The organism is Paenibacillus sp. PvP094, assembly GCF_040546835.1.
Lineage (GTDB): Bacteria > Bacillota > Bacilli > Paenibacillales > Paenibacillaceae > Paenibacillus > Paenibacillus illinoisensis.
In genome coordinates this window covers 2,996,077-3,014,194 of sequence record NZ_JBEPOM010000001.1, presented here as the reverse complement: position 1 = coordinate 3,014,194, position 18,118 = coordinate 2,996,077, and the positions used below count along the sequence as shown (strand labels likewise).

The window sequence follows — 18,118 nt, the reverse complement described above, 5'->3', positions numbered from 1 at the left end:
TATGGACGGTGTCCCTAGCCAAGCTTATACAAGTTGATTCCAGTTATTAGTCAGCCAAGATGTATTGGTTGAGTTTTGCTCTCAGCAATTCTTGACGACCGGATTGGTTTTTACGTGGGCTTTCGTTGTTCAGTGCGTATTCTGCAAGGGAAGCCAGAGTCGCTTTGCCTGCAACAACCTCAGCACCGATACCTTCTTTGAAGCTGCTGTAACGTTTTTCGATGAAGTCATCGAATACGCGGTCTTCGATCAATTTGGCAGCTACTTTCAGACCTTTAGCATACGTATCCATACCTGCGATGTGAGCCAGGAACAGATCGTCTGCTTCGAAGGATCCACGGCGTACTTTGGCGTCAAAGTTTACACCACCACGGCCGATACCGCCGTTTTTCAATACTTCGTACATTGTCAATGTTGCATCGTACATATCCACTGGGAACTCATCCGTATCCCAACCGATCAGCATATCGCCTTGGTTGGCATCGAGGGAACCGAGCATGCCGTTAGTACGGGCAACACGGATTTCGTGATCGAATGTGTGACCAGCCAGAGTTGCATGGTTTGCTTCCAGGTTCAGTTTGAAGTGTTTGTCCAAACCGTATTTTTGCAGGAAGGCAATGGAAGTCGCTGCATCATAGTCATATTGGTGTTTCGTTGGCTCTTTCGGTTTAGGCTCGATCAGGAATTGTGCGTCAAAGCCAATTTCCTTCGCGTAGTCTACAGCCATGTGGAACATGCGGGCAATGTTGTCCTGCTCCAGCTGCATGTCTGTGTTCAGCAATGTGTCGTAACCTTCACGGCCGCCCCAGAATACATAGTTTTCAGCGCCCAGACGTTTACCCACTTCCAGACCTTTCTTGATTTGCGCTGCTGCATGTGCGTACACGTCAGCATTGCATGTGGAAGCTGCACCAAACATGAAGCGCGGGTTGGAGAACATGTTCGCCGTGTTCCAGAGCAGTTTTTTGCCGCTGGATTTCATGTGGTCTTCAATCAGGTCAACGATCGTGTCGATGTTGCTGTAGAACTCACGCAGGCTGTTGCCTTCTGGTGCGATGTCCACGTCGTGGAAACAGAAGAACGGGAGATTCATTTTTTCCAAAAATTCAAAAGCCGCTTCCACGCGTACTTTCGCGAGGTCCAGACCCGAGTATTTATCCCAAGAACGAACAGCTGTCTCTGCACCGAACGGGTCACTGCCGCCTGCAGTTAATGTATGCCAGTAAGCCATGCCGAAACGGAAGTGCTCTTCCATCGTTTTGCCGGCAACAACTTCTTCCGGATTATAATGTTTGAATGAAAAAGGATTGGTGGAGTCTTTGCCTTCAAATGCGATTTTATTAACGGATTCAAAATAGGCCATGTAAAATGCCTCCTCAATAGTTTTAAAGAAATCGTTTACACCGTTATCCTATCACATCGGTTATACTTTGTCTATTGGTTAAACAAAGTAAAATAAAATTGTTTTTTCCGGGTTTGTTTACGCTATAATAGTCGAATAGCTTGAGAACGGGATGAATGATTGAACCCTTTTATATACAGAATAGGAGTGCCTGATTGTTATGAAAATTACCGGAGACCAGATGCTGGTCAAAAAAATAAACAAGTCCATCGTCCTCGATACGATTCGTCGTCATGCCCCTCTTTCCCGCGCAAGAGTATCCGAATTTACGGGACTTAACAAAGCAACCGTGTCCAACCTTGTTGCCGATCTCATCAGCGATGAGCTTGTCCAGGAGATTGGTCCGGGTGAATCCAGCGGTGGCCGCAAGCCGCTCATGCTGCTGTTTCGAGGTACGGCTGGATATGCAGTTGGTCTGGAGCTGAGCGTAACTCACCTGAAGGGTGTGCTTACCGATCTGGAGGGCCATATCATAACGGAGTATGCCATCAAACTGGAACAGCATGATGTGCCTTACGTATTGGAACAGCTGAAACGTGCAGCGGAACATCTGATGCAGTCGGCTCCCCCCTCCCCACATGGTGTAATTGGTATTGGCATTGGGGTACCTGGGATGGTAGATGAGGCTGGAACAGTGCTGTTTGCACCCAACCTGGGTTGGGAGAAGGTCGAGCTTCGCTCCATGCTGGAGGAGATGTTTGAGCTTCCTGTAACGATTGACAACGAGGCCAATGCAGGGGCTCATGGGGAATTGAATTTTGGCAGCGGCATTGGTGTACGTCATCTCATCTATATCAGTGCAGGGATGGGTATCGGATCGGGAATTATGGTAGACGGTGAATTGTACAAAGGTGCCTGGGGCTACGCCGGGGAGACCGGCCACATGTCAATCGAAGCCGAAGGCAGACCCTGCTCCTGCGGCAATCACGGCTGCTGGGAGCTATATGCTTCCGAAAAAGCCTATGAGCACCCCGACCATCAGCTTCATTTGCCGGCTCACACCACCCGCGAGCTCGTAGAATATGCACAGCAAGGTCATGAGGCAGTATTGAACTTATACGAGAACATCGGCCGCAAACTGGGCGTGGGCATCACGAATATCGTTAACAGCTTCAATCCCGAACGCATCATCATTGGCGGACCACTCTCCGAAGCAGGTCCATGGATTGAAACTGCTCTCAAACAGGTCGTCGAAGAACGTACACTGCCCTATCACCGTCGCAGTTTGCAAATCGAATGGGCAGCACTGGGCAGCCGTTCTACCCGTATTGGTGCCGCTTACTCTGCCATTTCCCAGTTTCTAGGTAAAATAAGAGTTTCGGTCTAATAACCGCTGAAAATTGACATCATTTCGCCCCATTTCCTCCCTTTTTGTTAAAGAAATCCAGAGTTATAATGAGGATATGTGATTTTTGTCATGGCGGGATGATTGCCGCTGTGTTAATTCCTATAACGAAACGGAGTGAAAACCCGTGACCTACGTGGATACTTCAGATATCTCGGCGCAAATGTTTGTCACCGTACTCCTGTTCTTGATCGTGCTTGCGCCGCTGTTCAGCCTCGGCATACTTCGATTGTTTCAGAGCAAAAAGAAGGCTGGGTTCATGTATATGCTGTCAGGCGTATTGGTGTATGTTGTTTTTCAGACGTTTATGAGCATCTTTTTTTAGATGAATACCTGGTTTAAATGACGAAATCCCCTTTCTCAGTGTATCTTGAGTTCATGTTACCATGTGCTCCTGATTACTGACGCAAGGGGACTTTTCATATCAATTATTTTAAATGAGTCATGCTCACTTTTGGGAATTTTCTTGGGCACGTTCTACCATCATGTCCACGATATCCTGGATCTGGCCCATGACAGAGATAGGATCGGAGAAGTAAAATTTGTAACCATCAATTTCGTATAACTCATTGTTTTTGACTGCGTCTAACGTGCCCCACACCGGATCGCTCGCATAGTCGTACGATTCTGCTTTGGCATTCACGGCCATAAACACGCGATCACCGGCATATGATTCGGCAAGCTCGCTTGAGATGGTAGCCCAGCCCACTTTCGGATCAATGGTGCTTGCCACATTCTCATTCATAGGCAAGTCCAATTCGCCGTGAATTGTTCTGCCCGTATGCGCGTTACCGTAAAGCGTGATATCTTTACTTAATCCTCCGTCAAAGACCGTGACGGTTTCTCCCTCCTTAAATATGCTGCTCAAACGCTCTTTGGCTGCAGTCACCTTTTGTTCAAAATCGGTAAGCCATGCCGATGCTTCAGCCTCTTTCCCTAATATCACGCCAAGTTCCTGAACCTGATCACGGACCGGAGCCGAGTTATCCAGAAAAACGGTTGGTGCAATTTTGGAATATGATTCATAACTTTTAGCATCGCCTGTAACGATCAGGTCGGGACTCAGTCCAGTTATGGCCTCAAGGTTGTCCGAAATATCCTGGATACCCTCAACCCTGCCCTCCAGATAAGGGTTCTGCATAAATACGCCATTACTTCCGACAGGCTTCACATCCAGAGCCAGAATATGCCCCAAGAAGAAGTCGGTTACAACACGCTGTGGATTCGCAGGTACTTCCACCTCACCCATGGAGGTATTCACTTTACGTGTGGTCCCTTGGCTATTTTCATTTGTATTATTTTCGCCTGAACCATTCGCCTGGTTAGCTGGTGCTTCCGATTGAGCGGTACTTCCATCTCCTGCTGCAGCTCCTGTGTTTCCTGAGGAACCGCCACTGCATGCACTTAACAACAACCCAAAAGCCATCAGTAAGGCCATCGGTACTCTCTTTATATTTCTTAGCATTTCATCAGACCCTCCATCCAAGTATTGATAATAATTATCATTATCATATGAAGGAATATAACATGGGTCCGAAGTGCCAACAATATGATTTCTTCCTGCTGAGGATATAACATCTTCCTCCAACATTTGCTTGCGATACTTTTGTGGGGAAATTCCAATATACTTTTTAAAAGCGTTGCTGAAATAATAAGCATCCTGATAACCAATGGAAGACGCAATAACTCGCAAGGGAAGCTTGGTCTCGGCCAATAAATTGCACCCTTTTTGCATGCGCAAACGGATCAGACAGTCAATCGGTCCACGATTGAGCACTTGTTTGAAACAATTCGAAAGATGCCCTGCACTCCGCCCCATCACTGCAGCCAAAGATTCCAACGTGTGAGGCTTCGCATAGTTTTTCAACATGTACTCCAGAGTCAGTGTAACCAGCTCGACAGGACTGGCTATTTTTACAACTGGAGGCTGCAGATAAAATTGCTCCACCATGTGATACAGCCATTGATAGAACAAAGCTTTGAGTTGAAGTGGTACGGAATGCTCTTCCTGCTGCTGCACTTCCAGCATTCGATCTGCCATTTCATATAACATCATCGGCTGAGTTGGTGTCACACGATATGTAATGTGAGTTGGATTCATTCGTTCCTCTATACACTGCGGCTCCTCGCTGTTTGCTGATCCCCATGCTGCTTTGTACGAAATTCGTATAAACTCCGCTCCCTCTGAACCAGCATTACACTCGATAAAACTTTTGGACGGAGCATGAATCATCTCAAAATGATTGATGGAATATGTCTTCTGATTAAGCAGTACCAGCACATTGCCTCTTCTCACACAGAAAAAACTGCTGGACTGGGTCGTGAATAGCTTTCTTTCACCCTTTGCGAGAAGAGTCCGTTCAACCTCGATATCTCGTATACTTGCCTGTTCCCAGAAGCGAAAATGCTCCTGTTGATCGATCATCATGCTGCCTTTTCACCTCACTGCCTGCGACTTAAGAAAAGGATATCGTACTTTTGTACATTGGACAATTCTGAATGATTGATGAAACTGGTTTAATTCAAGCAAAAGAAGCCCCAGTCCTATTCAGGACTAAGGCTCCCTTTATATTATATATTCAAACGGCTCGCGCGAACCGGAATAGCTTAATGCAGCTTGATTGAATCCCTGTACCGGGATAATTAAGCATCCAGTGCTTTTGCGAATTGCGTTTTGTTCATACCCAGGATGCGGTGTTCACCAATAACAGTCAGAGGTACTGCACGTACGCCCATATCCCATACTTGTTGTGCAAACTCGTCACTTGTCTCGATATTGCGCTCTTCATAAGAAATTCCTTTGTCAGCCAGGAACGTCTTCACTGCTTTGCAGTTCGGGCAGTTGGTCGATGTGTATACAATTACGTTTTCCATTATTCATTCACCTCATATAGTTTATAAATAGTTATAACGTTAATTTACCCATTTAAAGGAGATACCTTACAGTGCTACTGCGCTATGCTCCAGGCTTTCAATGAATTTCTCTGCATCCATTGCAGCCATACATCCGCTACCTGCCGCTGTGATTGCTTGTTTGTAGCGTGTATCTTGAACGTCTCCGCAAGCGAATACGCCTGGAATGTTCGTTTCGGAAGTGCCTGGTGTGGTCATAATATACCCATGTTCATCCGTTGTAATCTGTCCACCAAGGAACCCTGTGTTTGGTGTGTGACCGATCGCTACAAATACGCCGCTTGCCGGAAGAATTTCTTCTTCGCCCGTTGCGTTGTTCAACACTTTCAGTCCAGTTACCCCATGATCACCAGCAATGACTTCGATCGGCGTACGGTTCAGAGCCATTTCCACTTTTTCGTTGCTGCGTGCACAGTCTTGCATGATTTTGGATCCGCGCAGCTCCTCACGACGGTGTACCAAAGTTACTTTGGAACCGAAACGGGACAGGAAGCTTGCTTCTTCCAGTGCAGAGTCGCCTCCACCGATAACGATGATTTCTTTATTGCGGAAGAAGAATCCGTCACATGTTGCGCAAGTGCTGACACCGCGGCCCACGTTTGTTTCTTCTCCAGGAATACCAAGGTATTTAGCAGATGCACCAGTAGACAGGATTAAGGTTTCCGATACCAGTTCACCCATGCCCTCAACCTGAATTTTGAAAGGACGTTCGCTCATATCGACGTTGTTTACCCAGCCTGTGCGGAATTCAGCGCCAAAACGTTCTGCTTGTTTACGCATGTTATCCATCAGTTCAGGGCCCATAATGCCATCAGGGAAACCTGGGAAGTTCTCCACTTCCGTTGTTGTTGTCAGTTGGCCACCAGGTTGTGGTCCTTCGATAACCAGTGGGTTAAGGTTGGCACGAGCCAGATAGATTGCTGCTGTCAGCCCTGCTGGGCCTGTTCCGATAATAATGGATTTATACATGTATAGTTCCTCCCCCGAGTTCTGCAAAAAGGTTGGGCTCACTAGCATCAAAAGCAAATGCCCCTGCATACACTAGATCGATATAAGCCTAATTCATGTCCACAAGACCTGCCCAATATGACAATTGCCCTATGCAGAAATGGAATTCTAATTTATAATCATTCTAATCTGTTGTTCATTATGATCTCTTTTAACTACGGTGTCAATGCTCGGCAGCGATTATGAAGAAGTCTTCATCAGGAGGGAAAATGGAAGCATGAACGATGCACTCATTGGCAGCTTTATCTCAGCCATGTCTACCGGCCTTGGGGCCGTACCTATTCTATTTATGCGAAAAGTAACGCACCGTCTGCGTGATATCTTGCTTGCTTACGCAGCAGGTATTATGACCTCAGCCTCGGTGTACAATCTCATTCCCGAAGCGCTGGGGCAGTCGAACCTTTTCGTACTTGCTCTCGGTATTATGCTCGGCAGCATGGTTTTGCTGGTACTCGAAATGAAGATCCCTCATGTGGATCTTGAGAATCCGGAGAAGATGCCATTTAAAATTGAAGCCAAAGCCTTCATGATTATTGCAGCTATCACCATGCATAACCTGCCTGAAGGCTTATCTGTAGGTGTCAGTTATGCCAGTACCGATGCCAGTCTGGGCAATCTCATTGCCTTTTCGATCGGATTACAGAATGCTCCCGAAGGGTTTCTGGTCGCTCTCTTTCTCGTGAACCAGAACATCGGCCGATTCAAGGCACTTGGGATCGCTACCCTGACAGGAGCCGTCGAAATCATCACGGCCATGATTGGCTACACACTCAGCAGTCTCGTGGCAGGACTCGTGCCATATGGTCTTGCATTTGCCGCAGGTGCGATGATGTTCATCGTATACAAGGAGCTGATTCCCGAAAGTCACGGCGACGGCAATGCACGTGTGGCTACCGTTTCATTTTTGCTAGGACTCATTACGATGATTGGTTTGACTGAACTATTCTAAGCAAGACTTTTCCGTAAATAAACGTACATTCCAAAGAACCTGAGGACAGATCATTCTGCCCTGCAGGTTCTTTTTTTGGTCACAAATGAAGATTACATGAATTTACTGGGAGCCTCTGTAAGGTTAACTGAATACGTCCTATCAGGATGCGTAGAACGGTTCCTACGGGTTTATTCTCCAAATCATCAGCGCAGCAGTCTTAAACCATTGAGTATAACCAGAATCGTGCTGCCCTCATGCCCAACAACCCCCAGCGGCAATGCAACACCTTGCAGAAAATTCCCCGCAATCAGTGCCAGAATAACCGTAATGGCAAAAAACATATTCTGCTTCACGGTCCGTTGTGCTCTTCGTGCCTGCTCAATCACCCAGGCAATTTCCTCAATATTATCATTCATGAGCACCACATCAGCCACCTCCAGCGCTGTCCCGCTCCCCGACATTCCCATGCCCATACCCACAGTAGCCGCTGCAAGTGCAGGAGCGTCATTAACACCATCACCAACCATGAGCACCTGTCCGTACTCTTGACGCAATTTCTGTACCTGTTTCACTTTATCTTCGGGAAGCAGATCGGCATAGACGAGACTTACTCCTGTTTCCCGTGCAATCACAGCTGCAGATTTGGCCCGGTCACCTGTCAGCATGGCCACCTTCACGCCCATATCCTCCAGCTTCTTCACTGCTGCTGCGGCTTGTGGACGAACGGTATCCCGCATGGCGATCAGGCCAGCAAAATGGTTATCCGCCATCACGATGGATACCGTTTTGCCTTCACGCTCAAGTCGGGCACGTTCGTCGTGCCAGTGTGGATGGGTATCCAAGTGTATTTCATTCGTTTTCCCAATCTTCCAGAGAACACCGTGTACGTACCCTTCAATCCCCCAACCTGTCAGCGTTTGTACCCGTTCGGCTTCTTGCGTCACAATACCTTCACGCACTGCCTGATCTACAATGGCTCGAGCCAGCGGGTGCATGGACAAGTTCTCAATTGCAGCAGCTGCAGACAGCAGTTCGGCGCGATTCACACCCTCGGCTGTTAATATATCTGTGACTTGGGGAGTACCCATGGTCAATGTCCCTGTTTTATCAAAAGCCACGACCCGGGTCTGAGCCATATTCTCCACATGGGCCCCTCCCTTGAACAGAATACCGCGACGTGCACTGCTGGACATCGCAGACAGCATGACTGGCATGATGGAGGAAACCAGCGCACAAGGTGAAGCTACAACGAGAAAAACCATCGCTTTATAAAAAGCCTCATTCCAAGTCCAGCCCAGCAGGAGTGGAGCTCCTGCGATAACCATTAGAGTTACACCCACAACCACTCGTGCGTAAATGCCTTCGAATCGCTCAATGAAACGCTGTGAATCCGGTACTTCGGCTTGTGCCTCTTCGACCAGCTTAATGATTTTGCCAAACAGCGAACCTGCAGCTGACTTCGTTACCTCTACATACAAAGCACCTTCTCCATTGACCGTTCCTGCATAAACCTCGTCACCCTCAGCTTTATCCACCGGCAGGGATTCCCCCGTAATGGAAGCCTGATTAATGAATGAACTCCCGCGATAAACGGTACCGTCGGCCGGGATTAATTCCCCCGGTTTGACCAGCAGCAGGTCACCAGGCTTCAGCTCATCAATGGCGACAAGGTTCATCTGTCCATTCTCGATGCGCAGTGCTGTCTCCGGCTTAAGTGCCATCAGCGATGAAATATCCTTATGACTCCGTTCCGTCGCATAACTTTCCAGAGCACCACTTAACGCAAAAATGAAGATCAGCATCGCGCCTTCATTCCAGTATCCAATAGCTGCAGCACCCAGTGATGCAGCAATCATGAGCAGATTCACATCCAGATCACGGTCCTTGACCAGTGTCTCCACGCCCTCCTTGGCCTTGGTCCATCCTCCGATTGCATAAGAGACGATGTACAGCATGATGGATATCGCATTGAAATAGGGTGAAGTTCCCCATGCAACAAGCATTAATAACCCGCTGCCGAGAGCCGCCTGCATCTCCTTATTCCGGAGCATGGCGCGAAGATTAGGTTTACGTCCACGGTTCGGGTTAGGTGACTGGGCGGAGTTCTGTTCTGCTTGTGCCTGGGTGGATATAGGTTGATGTATCGCTTGCATGTGAATCACAATCCTTTCTTGTTTCGTTGATTTAAGTTGCGCCGTATTGAGAATGAGAGCCATTGTTAATGCCCTAAAAATGACACATGCTGCTGCGGGAATCCCGCAGCAGCATGGTTTTCGAATGAGAATGATAATCATTTTTGTACTTATGCAATTATGTTTACCCAATACAACTTTGAGTATATTATAGGCCTCGATTTGACGTTTGTAAATGGGCAGTTTCCTGATTACCTGCTGCTGGAACGCAAAAAAGCCGCCTGTCCTAAAGGACAGCGGCTTTCGTATGATCCCCTTTGGTTACGCTCCAACACTTGCTCCCTGACTCGCCTTAATGGCCTGTTCCAGGTCATACAGGATATCCTGAATATTCTCCGTACCGATCGAGAGACGGATAAGTTCAGGGTTAACGCCTGCTGCGGTCTGCTCATCTTCTGTCAGCTGCTGATGGGTTGTGCTTGCGGGGTGAATGATCAATGACTTGGAATCACCCACGTTCGCAAGGTGTGAGAACAGCTTCACACTTTCGATGAGCTTACGTCCTGCATCTACACCGCCTTTTATACCAAATGTCAGGATGGCACCCTGCCCTCTTGGCAGATACTTCTGTGCCAGTTCATATGAGGCATGACTTGGCAGACCCGCGTAGCTCACCCACAGCACGTCCTCGTGCTTCTCCAGATATTCTGCAACAGCCAGTGCATTGCTGCTATGGCGCTCCACACGCAGATGCAATGTTTCCAGTCCTTGCAGAAGCAGCCATGAATTAAATGGCGAAATGGTTGCGCCCAGGTCGCGCAGCAGCTGCACCCTTGCTTTGATAATGTAGGCAATCGGTCCAACCGCTTCGGTGTATACCACACCATGGTAACTGGCATCCGGCTCTGTCAGACCCGGGAATTTGCCGCTCGCTTTCCAGTCAAATTTTCCGCTATCGACAATCACGCCACCAATGGATGTACCATGACCGCCAATAAACTTCGTCGCCGAGTGAACCACAATATCCGCTCCATGTTCAATCGGACGAAGCAAGTATGGGCTGGGGAACGTGTTATCCACGATCAAAGGAATACCATGCTCATGGGCAATCGCCGCAACCGCTTCAATGTCCAGCACGTTTCCTTGAGGATTACCGATCGTTTCCGCATATAATGCTTTCGTTTTCTCTGTAATGGCCGCCCTGAAATTCTCGGGATCACTGGAATCAACGAACTTCACATCAAGACCCAGCTTCGGCAATGTAGTTGAGAACAAATTATACGTACCACCATACAAGCTCGCCGAGGATACAATTTCATCCCCTGCACCTGCGATATTCAAGAGAGAAAACGTAATGGCAGCCTGCCCGGAAGCTGTTGCCAGTGCCCCGGCTCCTCCCTCCAATGCCGCAATCCGCTGCTCGAACACATCGGTTGTCGGGTTCATTAGACGAGTATAGATGTTGCCAAACTCTTTCAAACCAAACAGATTGGCAGCATGTTCCGTGTCCTTGAAACCATAAGATGTGGTCTGATACAAAGGCACAGCACGTGCATGAGTCGTTGGATCAATCTCCTGGCCTGCATGAATTGCCAATGTTTCAAATGAAAGCTCACGTTCGTTTGACATAAATCTGAATCCTCCCTTGGCTTATACGTTTCAAGATCCTGATGTCCTCACATGGTGGCGTATGTTTTCCATATTCTCTCACAAGATGTCGTGTTTGAAAAGAGTTATTTCCGATTTATCCGATAAGAAATATTTTATATGTATTGTCGATAAGGCTATACCAAAAAACCTTTGCGAGGGCAAAGGTTTCCTGGCTATTTTAATATCGCAGAATGAGCTTATCTTCAGCCCATCTCTACACTCTCACACCATTCCATACTTCACGCAAATACTTGGCTGCAGGAGCTGCCTCCTCGGCAGTTACACCCTCCAGTGAGATATCGATATGTGGCTTATACGTTTTTAACAGCTCGAAAAACAGCGGATAATCCAATATGCCTGCACCGGGGACTGGATTAATCTTCTCGCCCTGTGCATTGAAGGCCACATCCTTCGCATGAATGACAATGATTCGCTGGTATAGCGTCTCCATTACATCACGCAGGAAAGCACCCTGGTCTGTAACATGCGGCTGTTTGATCAGGTTGCATGGATCAAACAACATGCCCAGATTGGAGGACGGAATCTCTTCAAACAAACGAGTCATATGTTCACGTGTATGAAGCGTGTGGGTAGACACAGGCTCAATGGCCGCATGTACGCCCCACTTTTCCGCTTCCTCCGTGATTTCCTCCAGCGTTTCCCGCAGCACGCTCCATGCTTTTTCTTCATACCCATCTGGATGGGTGGCTTGGTAGGTGTCCAATCCTCCCGTTTCTGTTGCAACCATGCTGCAGCCAAAATCACGGGCATACCGCAGATGTTCCTTGAAACGCTCGATGTCTGCCCGTCTGCGTTCAGCATTCGGATCGATCGGATTAATATAGCAGCCCAGAACAGCGATCTTGACTCCGCGGCTTGCAAATTGGTCCCCAATTTCATTCGCCAGTCCCGGACTGAGTTTGCCGTTAGACGAGTCAACATCCGATAGGGCTTTTGCAAGTGCCAGCTGAACCGAGTTGAATCCATGATCTGCGATCGTCTGTGCCAGCTGGGCTGTAGGCTGCTGGCCAAACGTATGTGCCAGAATACCAATTTTCATGTCACTGCCTCCTTCAATCATTGATAGCAGAGCAGATTAACGAGCCATCCAGCCGCCATCTACATTCAGTACATGACCATTCAAATAATCTGAAGCAGACGATGCAAGAAACACGACCGGCCCTTTCAGATCTTCCGGAGTTCCCCACCGTCCTGCCGGAATACGTGCTGTGATATCCCGATACCGGTTTTCATCCGCACGAATTTGAGTGGTATTATCCGTCTCCATGTAACCTGGTGCAATACCGTTAATTTGTATACCTTTGCCTGCCCACTCATTGGCGAGAGCTTTGGTCAAGCCCGCAACCCCATGCTTACTTGCTGTATAACCCGGGACGTTAATACCGCCCTGATAGGACAACATGGATGCGATATTGATGATTTTACCGCTACCGCGTTCAATCATGTGTCTGCCCGCCAGTTGGCTCAAGAAAAATACCGTGTTCAGGTTAAGCCCGATGACATCGTGCCAGTCCTGCTGTCCGTGGTCAGCCGCAGGTGTACGGCGAATAATACCCGCATTGTTAACGAGAATATCAATTTTACCTTGAAAAGCTACTGCTTTCTCAAATACTGCCGGCAATTCATCTTCACGGCTTAAATCGGCTTCAATGATATATGCTTTGCGCCCGAGCGCTTCGATTGCACCTGCTGTCTCGGATGGTTTTGAATAGGAAACGAGTACCACATCTGCTCCGGCTTCCGCCAGACCAATCGCCATTCCCTGTCCCAAACCACCGGATGTACCGGTTACAAGTGCAACTTGTCCGCTTAGATCAAATGGATTCATGAATGATTCCTCCGCATGTTATGAGATGCAAACCTATAAGTCATGCCAATCAACTTTTTGCATATGCTTAGCGATTCAGATATGAAGTGCTTCTGTGCGTTTAGCTTTGATAATCGACTTTGACACCGATTTGGTTATACAGTGCAGCGGTCTCTTCACCCAGATGACTGTCACTGATAATACAGTCCAGCTCCGAACAATGCGCGAAGGTCCGCAGCGCAAATTGCCCGAATTTATAGTGGTCCACCACGCCAAAGACCTGCTGGGAGGCGGAGATCATCGCTTTTTTCAGAGGAACCAGATCACCTGTATAGATGGAGAGTCCGAACTCCGGATGTAGTGCAGTGGTAGAGATAAATGCTTTGTGGATATTAAGACCGGAGATAAAAGCCGCCGTGTCGTCTCCCACCAGCATATTACGGACTCTCGCCCCACCAGGCACGACCAGCCGGACCTGCTCCTTCTTGGTTAGCTCAGCAATAATGAAGAGATCATTGGTTACGACAGTGAGCGGCTGATTGTCCAACCGCTTCGCCATCTCGAGTGTTGTGCTCCCTCCGTCCAGCGCAATAATTTCATTGGGACGTATATAAGCGAGCGCACGCTCGGCGATTTCCGTCTTCTCCGAATGATGCTTCTCTGTGGCTCCTCGGCTCGTGAGGATACCATACTGGTCATTCTGAGCCAGCATGGCCCCTCCGTGGACACGTACAAGCAGTCCCATCGCTTCCAGCTTGTCGAGATCCTCCCGAACCGTCTTGCCTGTCACCTGCAGGAGTTCGCTCAGATCATTAACGGTAACTTCCTGGCGCTCCAGCAGAGCCTCCATAATTTTCTCATGTCTTTTTAATGGATTCATACAATCAACTTCCTGTTTCTTTGGAATTTACGCGTTTATTTCAGGTCTTTCATCGCTACGCCGTCCATATCCTCAAAGGTTTGGTTCTCACCAGCCATGGCCCAACAGAAGGTATAGCTGCTTGTGCCAACGCCGCTGTGAATGGACCAGCTTGGAGAGATGATCGCCTGACGGTCACGTACAACCAGATGCCGGGTCTCGTTCGGCTCGCCCATCATGTGGAACACTACTCCGTCTTCGGGAAGATTCCAATACAAATATACTTCGGAGCGGCGGTTATGGGTATGTGCAGGCATCGTATTCCACATGTTGCCCTTGTCGAGCTCCGTGATGCCCATCACCAGCTGACAGCTCTGAATTCCGCCCTCACCCTGGTGAATGTAACGATAGATGGTCCGTTCATTCGAACTTTCAATACTGCCCAGATGATTCGGCTGAGCTTGTTCCTGGGTTGCCTTTTGCGTAGGATAAGCGTGATGTGCCGGTGTGGATACAAAGTAGAACTGAGCCGGCTGCTCATTGCCATTACTTTTAAATACGACTTCTTTTACACCTTTTCCGATATAAAGGCATTCTTTGGCACCAATTTCGTAACCCTGTCCATCTGCAGTGACCGTTCCATGTCCTCCAACATTAATGATACCGATTTCACGACGCTCCAGGAAAAAGTCCGTTCCAATGTCCTTCAGGTTCACTTCAAGCGCAATGTCCTTGCTCTGAGGTACCGCAGTTCCTACAATATAACGGTCCACATGAGAATATACAGTAACCAGCTCGTCTGTTGCGAACAATTGCTCCATCAAAAATTCCTCACGCAGGCGAGACGTATCATAATTTTTCACTTCATTGGGGTGTGCAGCATAACGATTTTCCATCATTAATCCATTCCCTTCGTCAATTGAGTGATGTTTGAGATGATTTGATTACAAGGTTCATATAAGTTCATTTTAGTTCATTATGTATCATTTGTGTACCTTTTTTTGAAAATAAACTGATTTTAATTAAGCTATATTATGACTTTCCACTTTTGTGAAAACAAAAAAAGAGGATCTCCAACGTCTACAGTGCAGACCGGAAGATCCTCTCTTATTCAAATCTTAATGTGCAACGGCATTGTTCAGCATGATCCAGATTGAACCAAGAACGATGGTCAACATGATCAGCAGGCCGAAAATCAAAGCCATGACATTCCAGCGTGGTTTTCCTGTTTCACGAATATGCATGAAGAAGAAGAGTTGAACCACAAACTGAAGTGCGGCCGTTACGAGAATAACAACCATTGTTCCTGTTCTGCCCATCATATCATTCAGTACAACCACCAATGGGATGATTGTAAGGACGATGGACAGAATGAAGCCGATGACATAGGACTTCATGGAGCCATGCTGTTCATGAGCATGGGAATCATGTGAGTTATGCTCTGCCATCTACATCACCCCCATCAGATAAACGATCGACAGGAGGAAGATCCAGACGACGTCCAAGAAGTGCCAGTACAAGCTGATTACGTTGATTTTACCGCGAGTAACATCGGTAATACCACGTTTTTTCAATTGGAACATCAATCCGATCATCCAGATCAAACCTAACGATACGTGAAGTCCGTGAGTTCCCACGAGGGTGAAGAATGCGCCGGAAGCAGCACTCGTCGTGTAGCTGAATCCTTCGTGAATCATCTCAACAAACTCGGTTACTTCAAGTGCGATAAAGGCTGCACCGAGAACGGCTGTAACTGCCAGCCAGCTAATCAGCTGCTTCACTTTACCTTGGTTCATCGCAAGAACGGCAAGTCCGCTCGTAAATGAACTTGTGAGCAAGATGAATGTCTCGGCGATAACGCCCGGCATTTTGATCAGCTCAGACAATATTGGTCCGCCCGCCGTATTGTCACGCAACACAATAAAGGTTGCGAACAATACGGAGAACAGGATAACGTCGGATATCAGGAAGAACCAGAAACCGAGCAATTTCAATTCTTGTGGATCATGGTGACCATGGTCGTGACCGTGATCGTGACCATGCTTAGCGGCTGCTTGAGCCATTATACCGACCCCCTTAACGACGCTTCGGTACGCTTAATTTCGTCGACCGGAATGTAATAATCCGTATCGTATGAGAATGAACGAGCGATCATGCAGATCCCTACGCCAGCGAGTCCGAGAATCGCCATCCACAGCCATCCGAATACAAAGCCGAAGCCGGCGATGAACCAGAAGACAGACATGATAAACGGAATTGCGGAGTTCTTAGGCATATGAATCGGTTCGAGCGGCTGCTCTGGTGGGTAGATGCCTTTGGCACGACGTTCTTTCTCTTCCCACCACTCATCAATATCATCACCGCGCGGTGTAATGGCAAAGTTGTACTCAGGAGCTGGTGAAGGAATCGACCACTCGAGTGTACGACCATCCCATGGATCGCCGGATGCTTTGAGTGTTTTGTATTTGCGAATACCGTCTGCAATTTGTGCAACTTGGAACAAGAAACCTACACCCATCAGGAATGCCCCGATTGTGGATACGAAGTTCAGTTCCCACCAGCCGGTATCCCAGCCGTAGGTACTCAGACGACGTGTCATACCCATCAAACCTACAGCGTACTGCGGCATGAAGCAGACATAGAAACCAATATTCCAAGTCCAGAACGCCCATTTGCCCAGTTTCTCTTCAAGTTGGAAACCGAACATTTTTGGCCACCAGTAGTACAGACCTGCGAAGTATCCGAATACTACACCACCGATCAATACTTGGTGGAAGTGGGCAATCAGGAAGTAACTGTTGTGGAACTGGAAGTCAGCTGGTGCTACGGAAAGCAGAACCCCCGTCATACCACCGACGATAAAGCATGGAATAAATGCGATTGTCCATAACATCGGGGTGGCCATGCGGATCCGTCCGCGATACATCGTGAACAGCCAGTTGAAGATTTTAACCCCTGTCGGAATGGCAATCAACATCGTTGTAACAGCGAAGAATGCATTAACGTCTGCTCCCGAACCCATCGTGAAGAAGTGATGCGCCCATGTGAAGAAGGACAGGAAGCTAATGATCAACATCGCAAATACCATGGATTTGTAACCAAACAGTTTTTTCTTCGAGAACGTACTTACAATCTCGGAGAACACACCGAATGCCGGCAAGACGACAATGTATACCTCAGGGTGACCCCACATCCAGATCAAGTTGATATACATCATTGGGTTACCGCCCATATCAAGCGTGAAGAAATGCGCCCCGCCGAATCGATCCAGGAAGAGTAATGCAAGTGTCACAGTCAGGATTGGGAATGCAAACAAGATGATGATACAAGTGGAGAATACCGACCATGTGAACATCGGCATTTTCATCCATTTCATGCCTGGCGCACGCATTTTAATGATGGTAACCAGGAAGTTGATACCGGTAGCCAGGGAACCGATACCCGAGATCTGTATACCCCATATATAGAAGTTCTGTCCTACCCCCGGACTGTGTGACAGCTCCGATAGAGGCGGATAACTTAGCCATCCTGCATCAGGTGATCCACCGATAACGAAGGATAGGTTGAACAGCATTGCTCCCAGGAAGAATAACCAGAAGCTCAAAGCATTCAGGAACGGAAATGCGACGTCCCTTGCCCCTATTTGTAGAGGCACAATTACGTTAAACAAACCGAACATAAATGGCATCGCCATGAACAAGATCATGATGGTACCGTGAGTCGTAAAGACTTGGTTATAATGTTCTGGATGCAAGAAATCCATGTTAGGCATAGCTAGCTGAAGACGCATCATCAGCGCATCGACACCACCACGGAACAACATGATGATGGAAGCAATGATATACATAATACCGATCTTTTTATGATCGACGGTTGTTAACCAGTTACGCCAGAGCCAGCCCCATTTTTTGAAATAAGTCAGCACCGCTACGATGGTAATCATCGTAATCCCGATGGCCACGTCCGCACCATAAATCAGCGGGTCACCGGTAACGAAAAACTCCGATGCAAACTCCTTAAGTCTCTCTAACATTGGGGGCCTCCTTTCGA

General features: G+C 47.9%; 16 protein-coding genes. 3 read left to right on the top strand and 13 right to left on the bottom strand.

What is annotated here, in order from left to right; translation table 11 throughout:
* Nucleotides 1–46 precede the first annotated feature (46 nt).
* Nucleotides 47–1,363 (bottom strand): xylose isomerase, encoded by a 1,317-nt coding sequence (xylA, locus tag ABIC22_RS13860; RefSeq protein WP_095292400.1) that lies wholly within the window; start codon nucleotides 1,361–1,363, stop codon nucleotides 47–49.
* A 199-nt stretch (nucleotides 1,364–1,562) separates the two neighbouring features.
* On the opposite strand from xylA, the gene ABIC22_RS13855 reads away from it, so the two are divergent.
* Entirely contained in the window at nucleotides 1,563–2,729 is a 1,167-nt protein-coding gene (locus tag ABIC22_RS13855) for an ROK family transcriptional regulator (protein WP_354481490.1), read from the top strand.
* A 145-nt stretch (nucleotides 2,730–2,874) separates the two neighbouring features.
* Nucleotides 2,875–3,072: a hypothetical protein gene (locus tag ABIC22_RS13850; RefSeq protein ID WP_053779005.1), complete on the top strand. Its 198-nt coding sequence runs from the start codon at nucleotides 2,875–2,877 to the stop codon at nucleotides 3,070–3,072.
* A 123-nt stretch (nucleotides 3,073–3,195) separates the two neighbouring features.
* Here the strand turns inward: ABIC22_RS13850 and ABIC22_RS13845 are convergent, their stop codons facing one another.
* The 3 genes from ABIC22_RS13845 to trxB form a co-directional block, all read right to left on the bottom strand.
* Complete coding sequence (locus tag ABIC22_RS13845; RefSeq protein WP_354481488.1) at nucleotides 3,196–5,175, bottom strand: AraC family transcriptional regulator; 1,980 nt, start codon at nucleotides 5,173–5,175, stop codon at nucleotides 3,196–3,198.
* 215 nt (nucleotides 5,176–5,390) lie between these two features.
* Nucleotides 5,391–5,621, bottom strand: a complete 231-nt coding sequence (locus tag ABIC22_RS13840; protein ID WP_095292396.1) for a glutaredoxin family protein — start codon at nucleotides 5,619–5,621, stop codon at nucleotides 5,391–5,393.
* 66 nt (nucleotides 5,622–5,687) lie between these two features.
* Nucleotides 5,688–6,629 carry a thioredoxin-disulfide reductase gene (gene trxB / locus ABIC22_RS13835; protein ID WP_354481484.1) on the bottom strand — a complete coding sequence of 314 codons (942 nt, stop codon included), beginning with the start codon at nucleotides 6,627–6,629 and terminating at the stop codon, nucleotides 5,688–5,690.
* A gap of 256 nt (nucleotides 6,630–6,885) precedes the next feature.
* On the opposite strand from trxB, the gene ABIC22_RS13830 reads away from it, so the two are divergent.
* Nucleotides 6,886–7,617 (top strand): ZIP family metal transporter, encoded by a 732-nt coding sequence (locus tag ABIC22_RS13830; protein ID WP_127539829.1) that lies wholly within the window; start codon nucleotides 6,886–6,888, stop codon nucleotides 7,615–7,617.
* 185 nt (nucleotides 7,618–7,802) lie between these two features.
* Here ABIC22_RS13830 and ABIC22_RS13825 read toward each other — a convergent pair whose 3' ends face one another.
* The 9 genes from ABIC22_RS13825 to ABIC22_RS13785 all read right to left on the bottom strand — a co-directional run bounded on the left by ABIC22_RS13825 (nucleotide 7,803) and on the right by ABIC22_RS13785 (nucleotide 18,101).
* Nucleotides 7,803–9,752 (bottom strand): heavy metal translocating P-type ATPase, encoded by a 1,950-nt coding sequence (locus tag ABIC22_RS13825; protein WP_354481480.1) that lies wholly within the window; start codon nucleotides 9,750–9,752, stop codon nucleotides 7,803–7,805.
* Between the two features lie 300 nt (nucleotides 9,753–10,052).
* Complete coding sequence (locus ABIC22_RS13820) at nucleotides 10,053–11,360, bottom strand: homocysteine synthase (RefSeq protein ID WP_251643477.1); 1,308 nt, start codon at nucleotides 11,358–11,360, stop codon at nucleotides 10,053–10,055.
* Between the two features lie 235 nt (nucleotides 11,361–11,595).
* Nucleotides 11,596–12,441 (bottom strand): sugar phosphate isomerase/epimerase family protein, encoded by an 846-nt coding sequence (locus ABIC22_RS13815; RefSeq protein WP_354481477.1) that lies wholly within the window; start codon nucleotides 12,439–12,441, stop codon nucleotides 11,596–11,598.
* A gap of 36 nt (nucleotides 12,442–12,477) precedes the next feature.
* Nucleotides 12,478–13,230 (bottom strand): 2-dehydro-3-deoxy-D-gluconate 5-dehydrogenase KduD, encoded by a 753-nt coding sequence (gene kduD, locus ABIC22_RS13810; protein ID WP_354481474.1) that lies wholly within the window; start codon nucleotides 13,228–13,230, stop codon nucleotides 12,478–12,480.
* Between the two features lie 100 nt (nucleotides 13,231–13,330).
* Nucleotides 13,331–14,089 (bottom strand): DeoR/GlpR family DNA-binding transcription regulator, encoded by a 759-nt coding sequence (locus ABIC22_RS13805; protein ID WP_354481472.1) that lies wholly within the window; start codon nucleotides 14,087–14,089, stop codon nucleotides 13,331–13,333.
* 35 nt (nucleotides 14,090–14,124) lie between these two features.
* The gene (gene kduI / locus ABIC22_RS13800) at nucleotides 14,125–14,964 is read right to left on the bottom strand and encodes a 5-dehydro-4-deoxy-D-glucuronate isomerase (RefSeq protein WP_095361811.1); all 840 of its coding nucleotides are present in this window, start codon (nucleotides 14,962–14,964) and stop codon (nucleotides 14,125–14,127) included.
* 222 nt (nucleotides 14,965–15,186) lie between these two features.
* The gene (cyoD, locus tag ABIC22_RS13795) at nucleotides 15,187–15,516 is read right to left on the bottom strand and encodes a cytochrome o ubiquinol oxidase subunit IV (RefSeq protein WP_095292387.1); all 330 of its coding nucleotides are present in this window, start codon (nucleotides 15,514–15,516) and stop codon (nucleotides 15,187–15,189) included.
* A complete protein-coding gene (gene cyoC, locus ABIC22_RS13790; protein WP_095292385.1) occupies nucleotides 15,517–16,131 on the bottom strand; it encodes a cytochrome o ubiquinol oxidase subunit III in 615 nt (204 codons plus the stop codon).
* Complete coding sequence (locus tag ABIC22_RS13785) at nucleotides 16,131–18,101, bottom strand: cbb3-type cytochrome c oxidase subunit I (RefSeq protein ID WP_095361754.1); 1,971 nt, start codon at nucleotides 18,099–18,101, stop codon at nucleotides 16,131–16,133. The genes cyoC and ABIC22_RS13785 overlap by 1 nt, the downstream gene beginning before the upstream one ends.
* Between the last annotated feature and the right edge of the window lie 17 nt (nucleotides 18,102–18,118).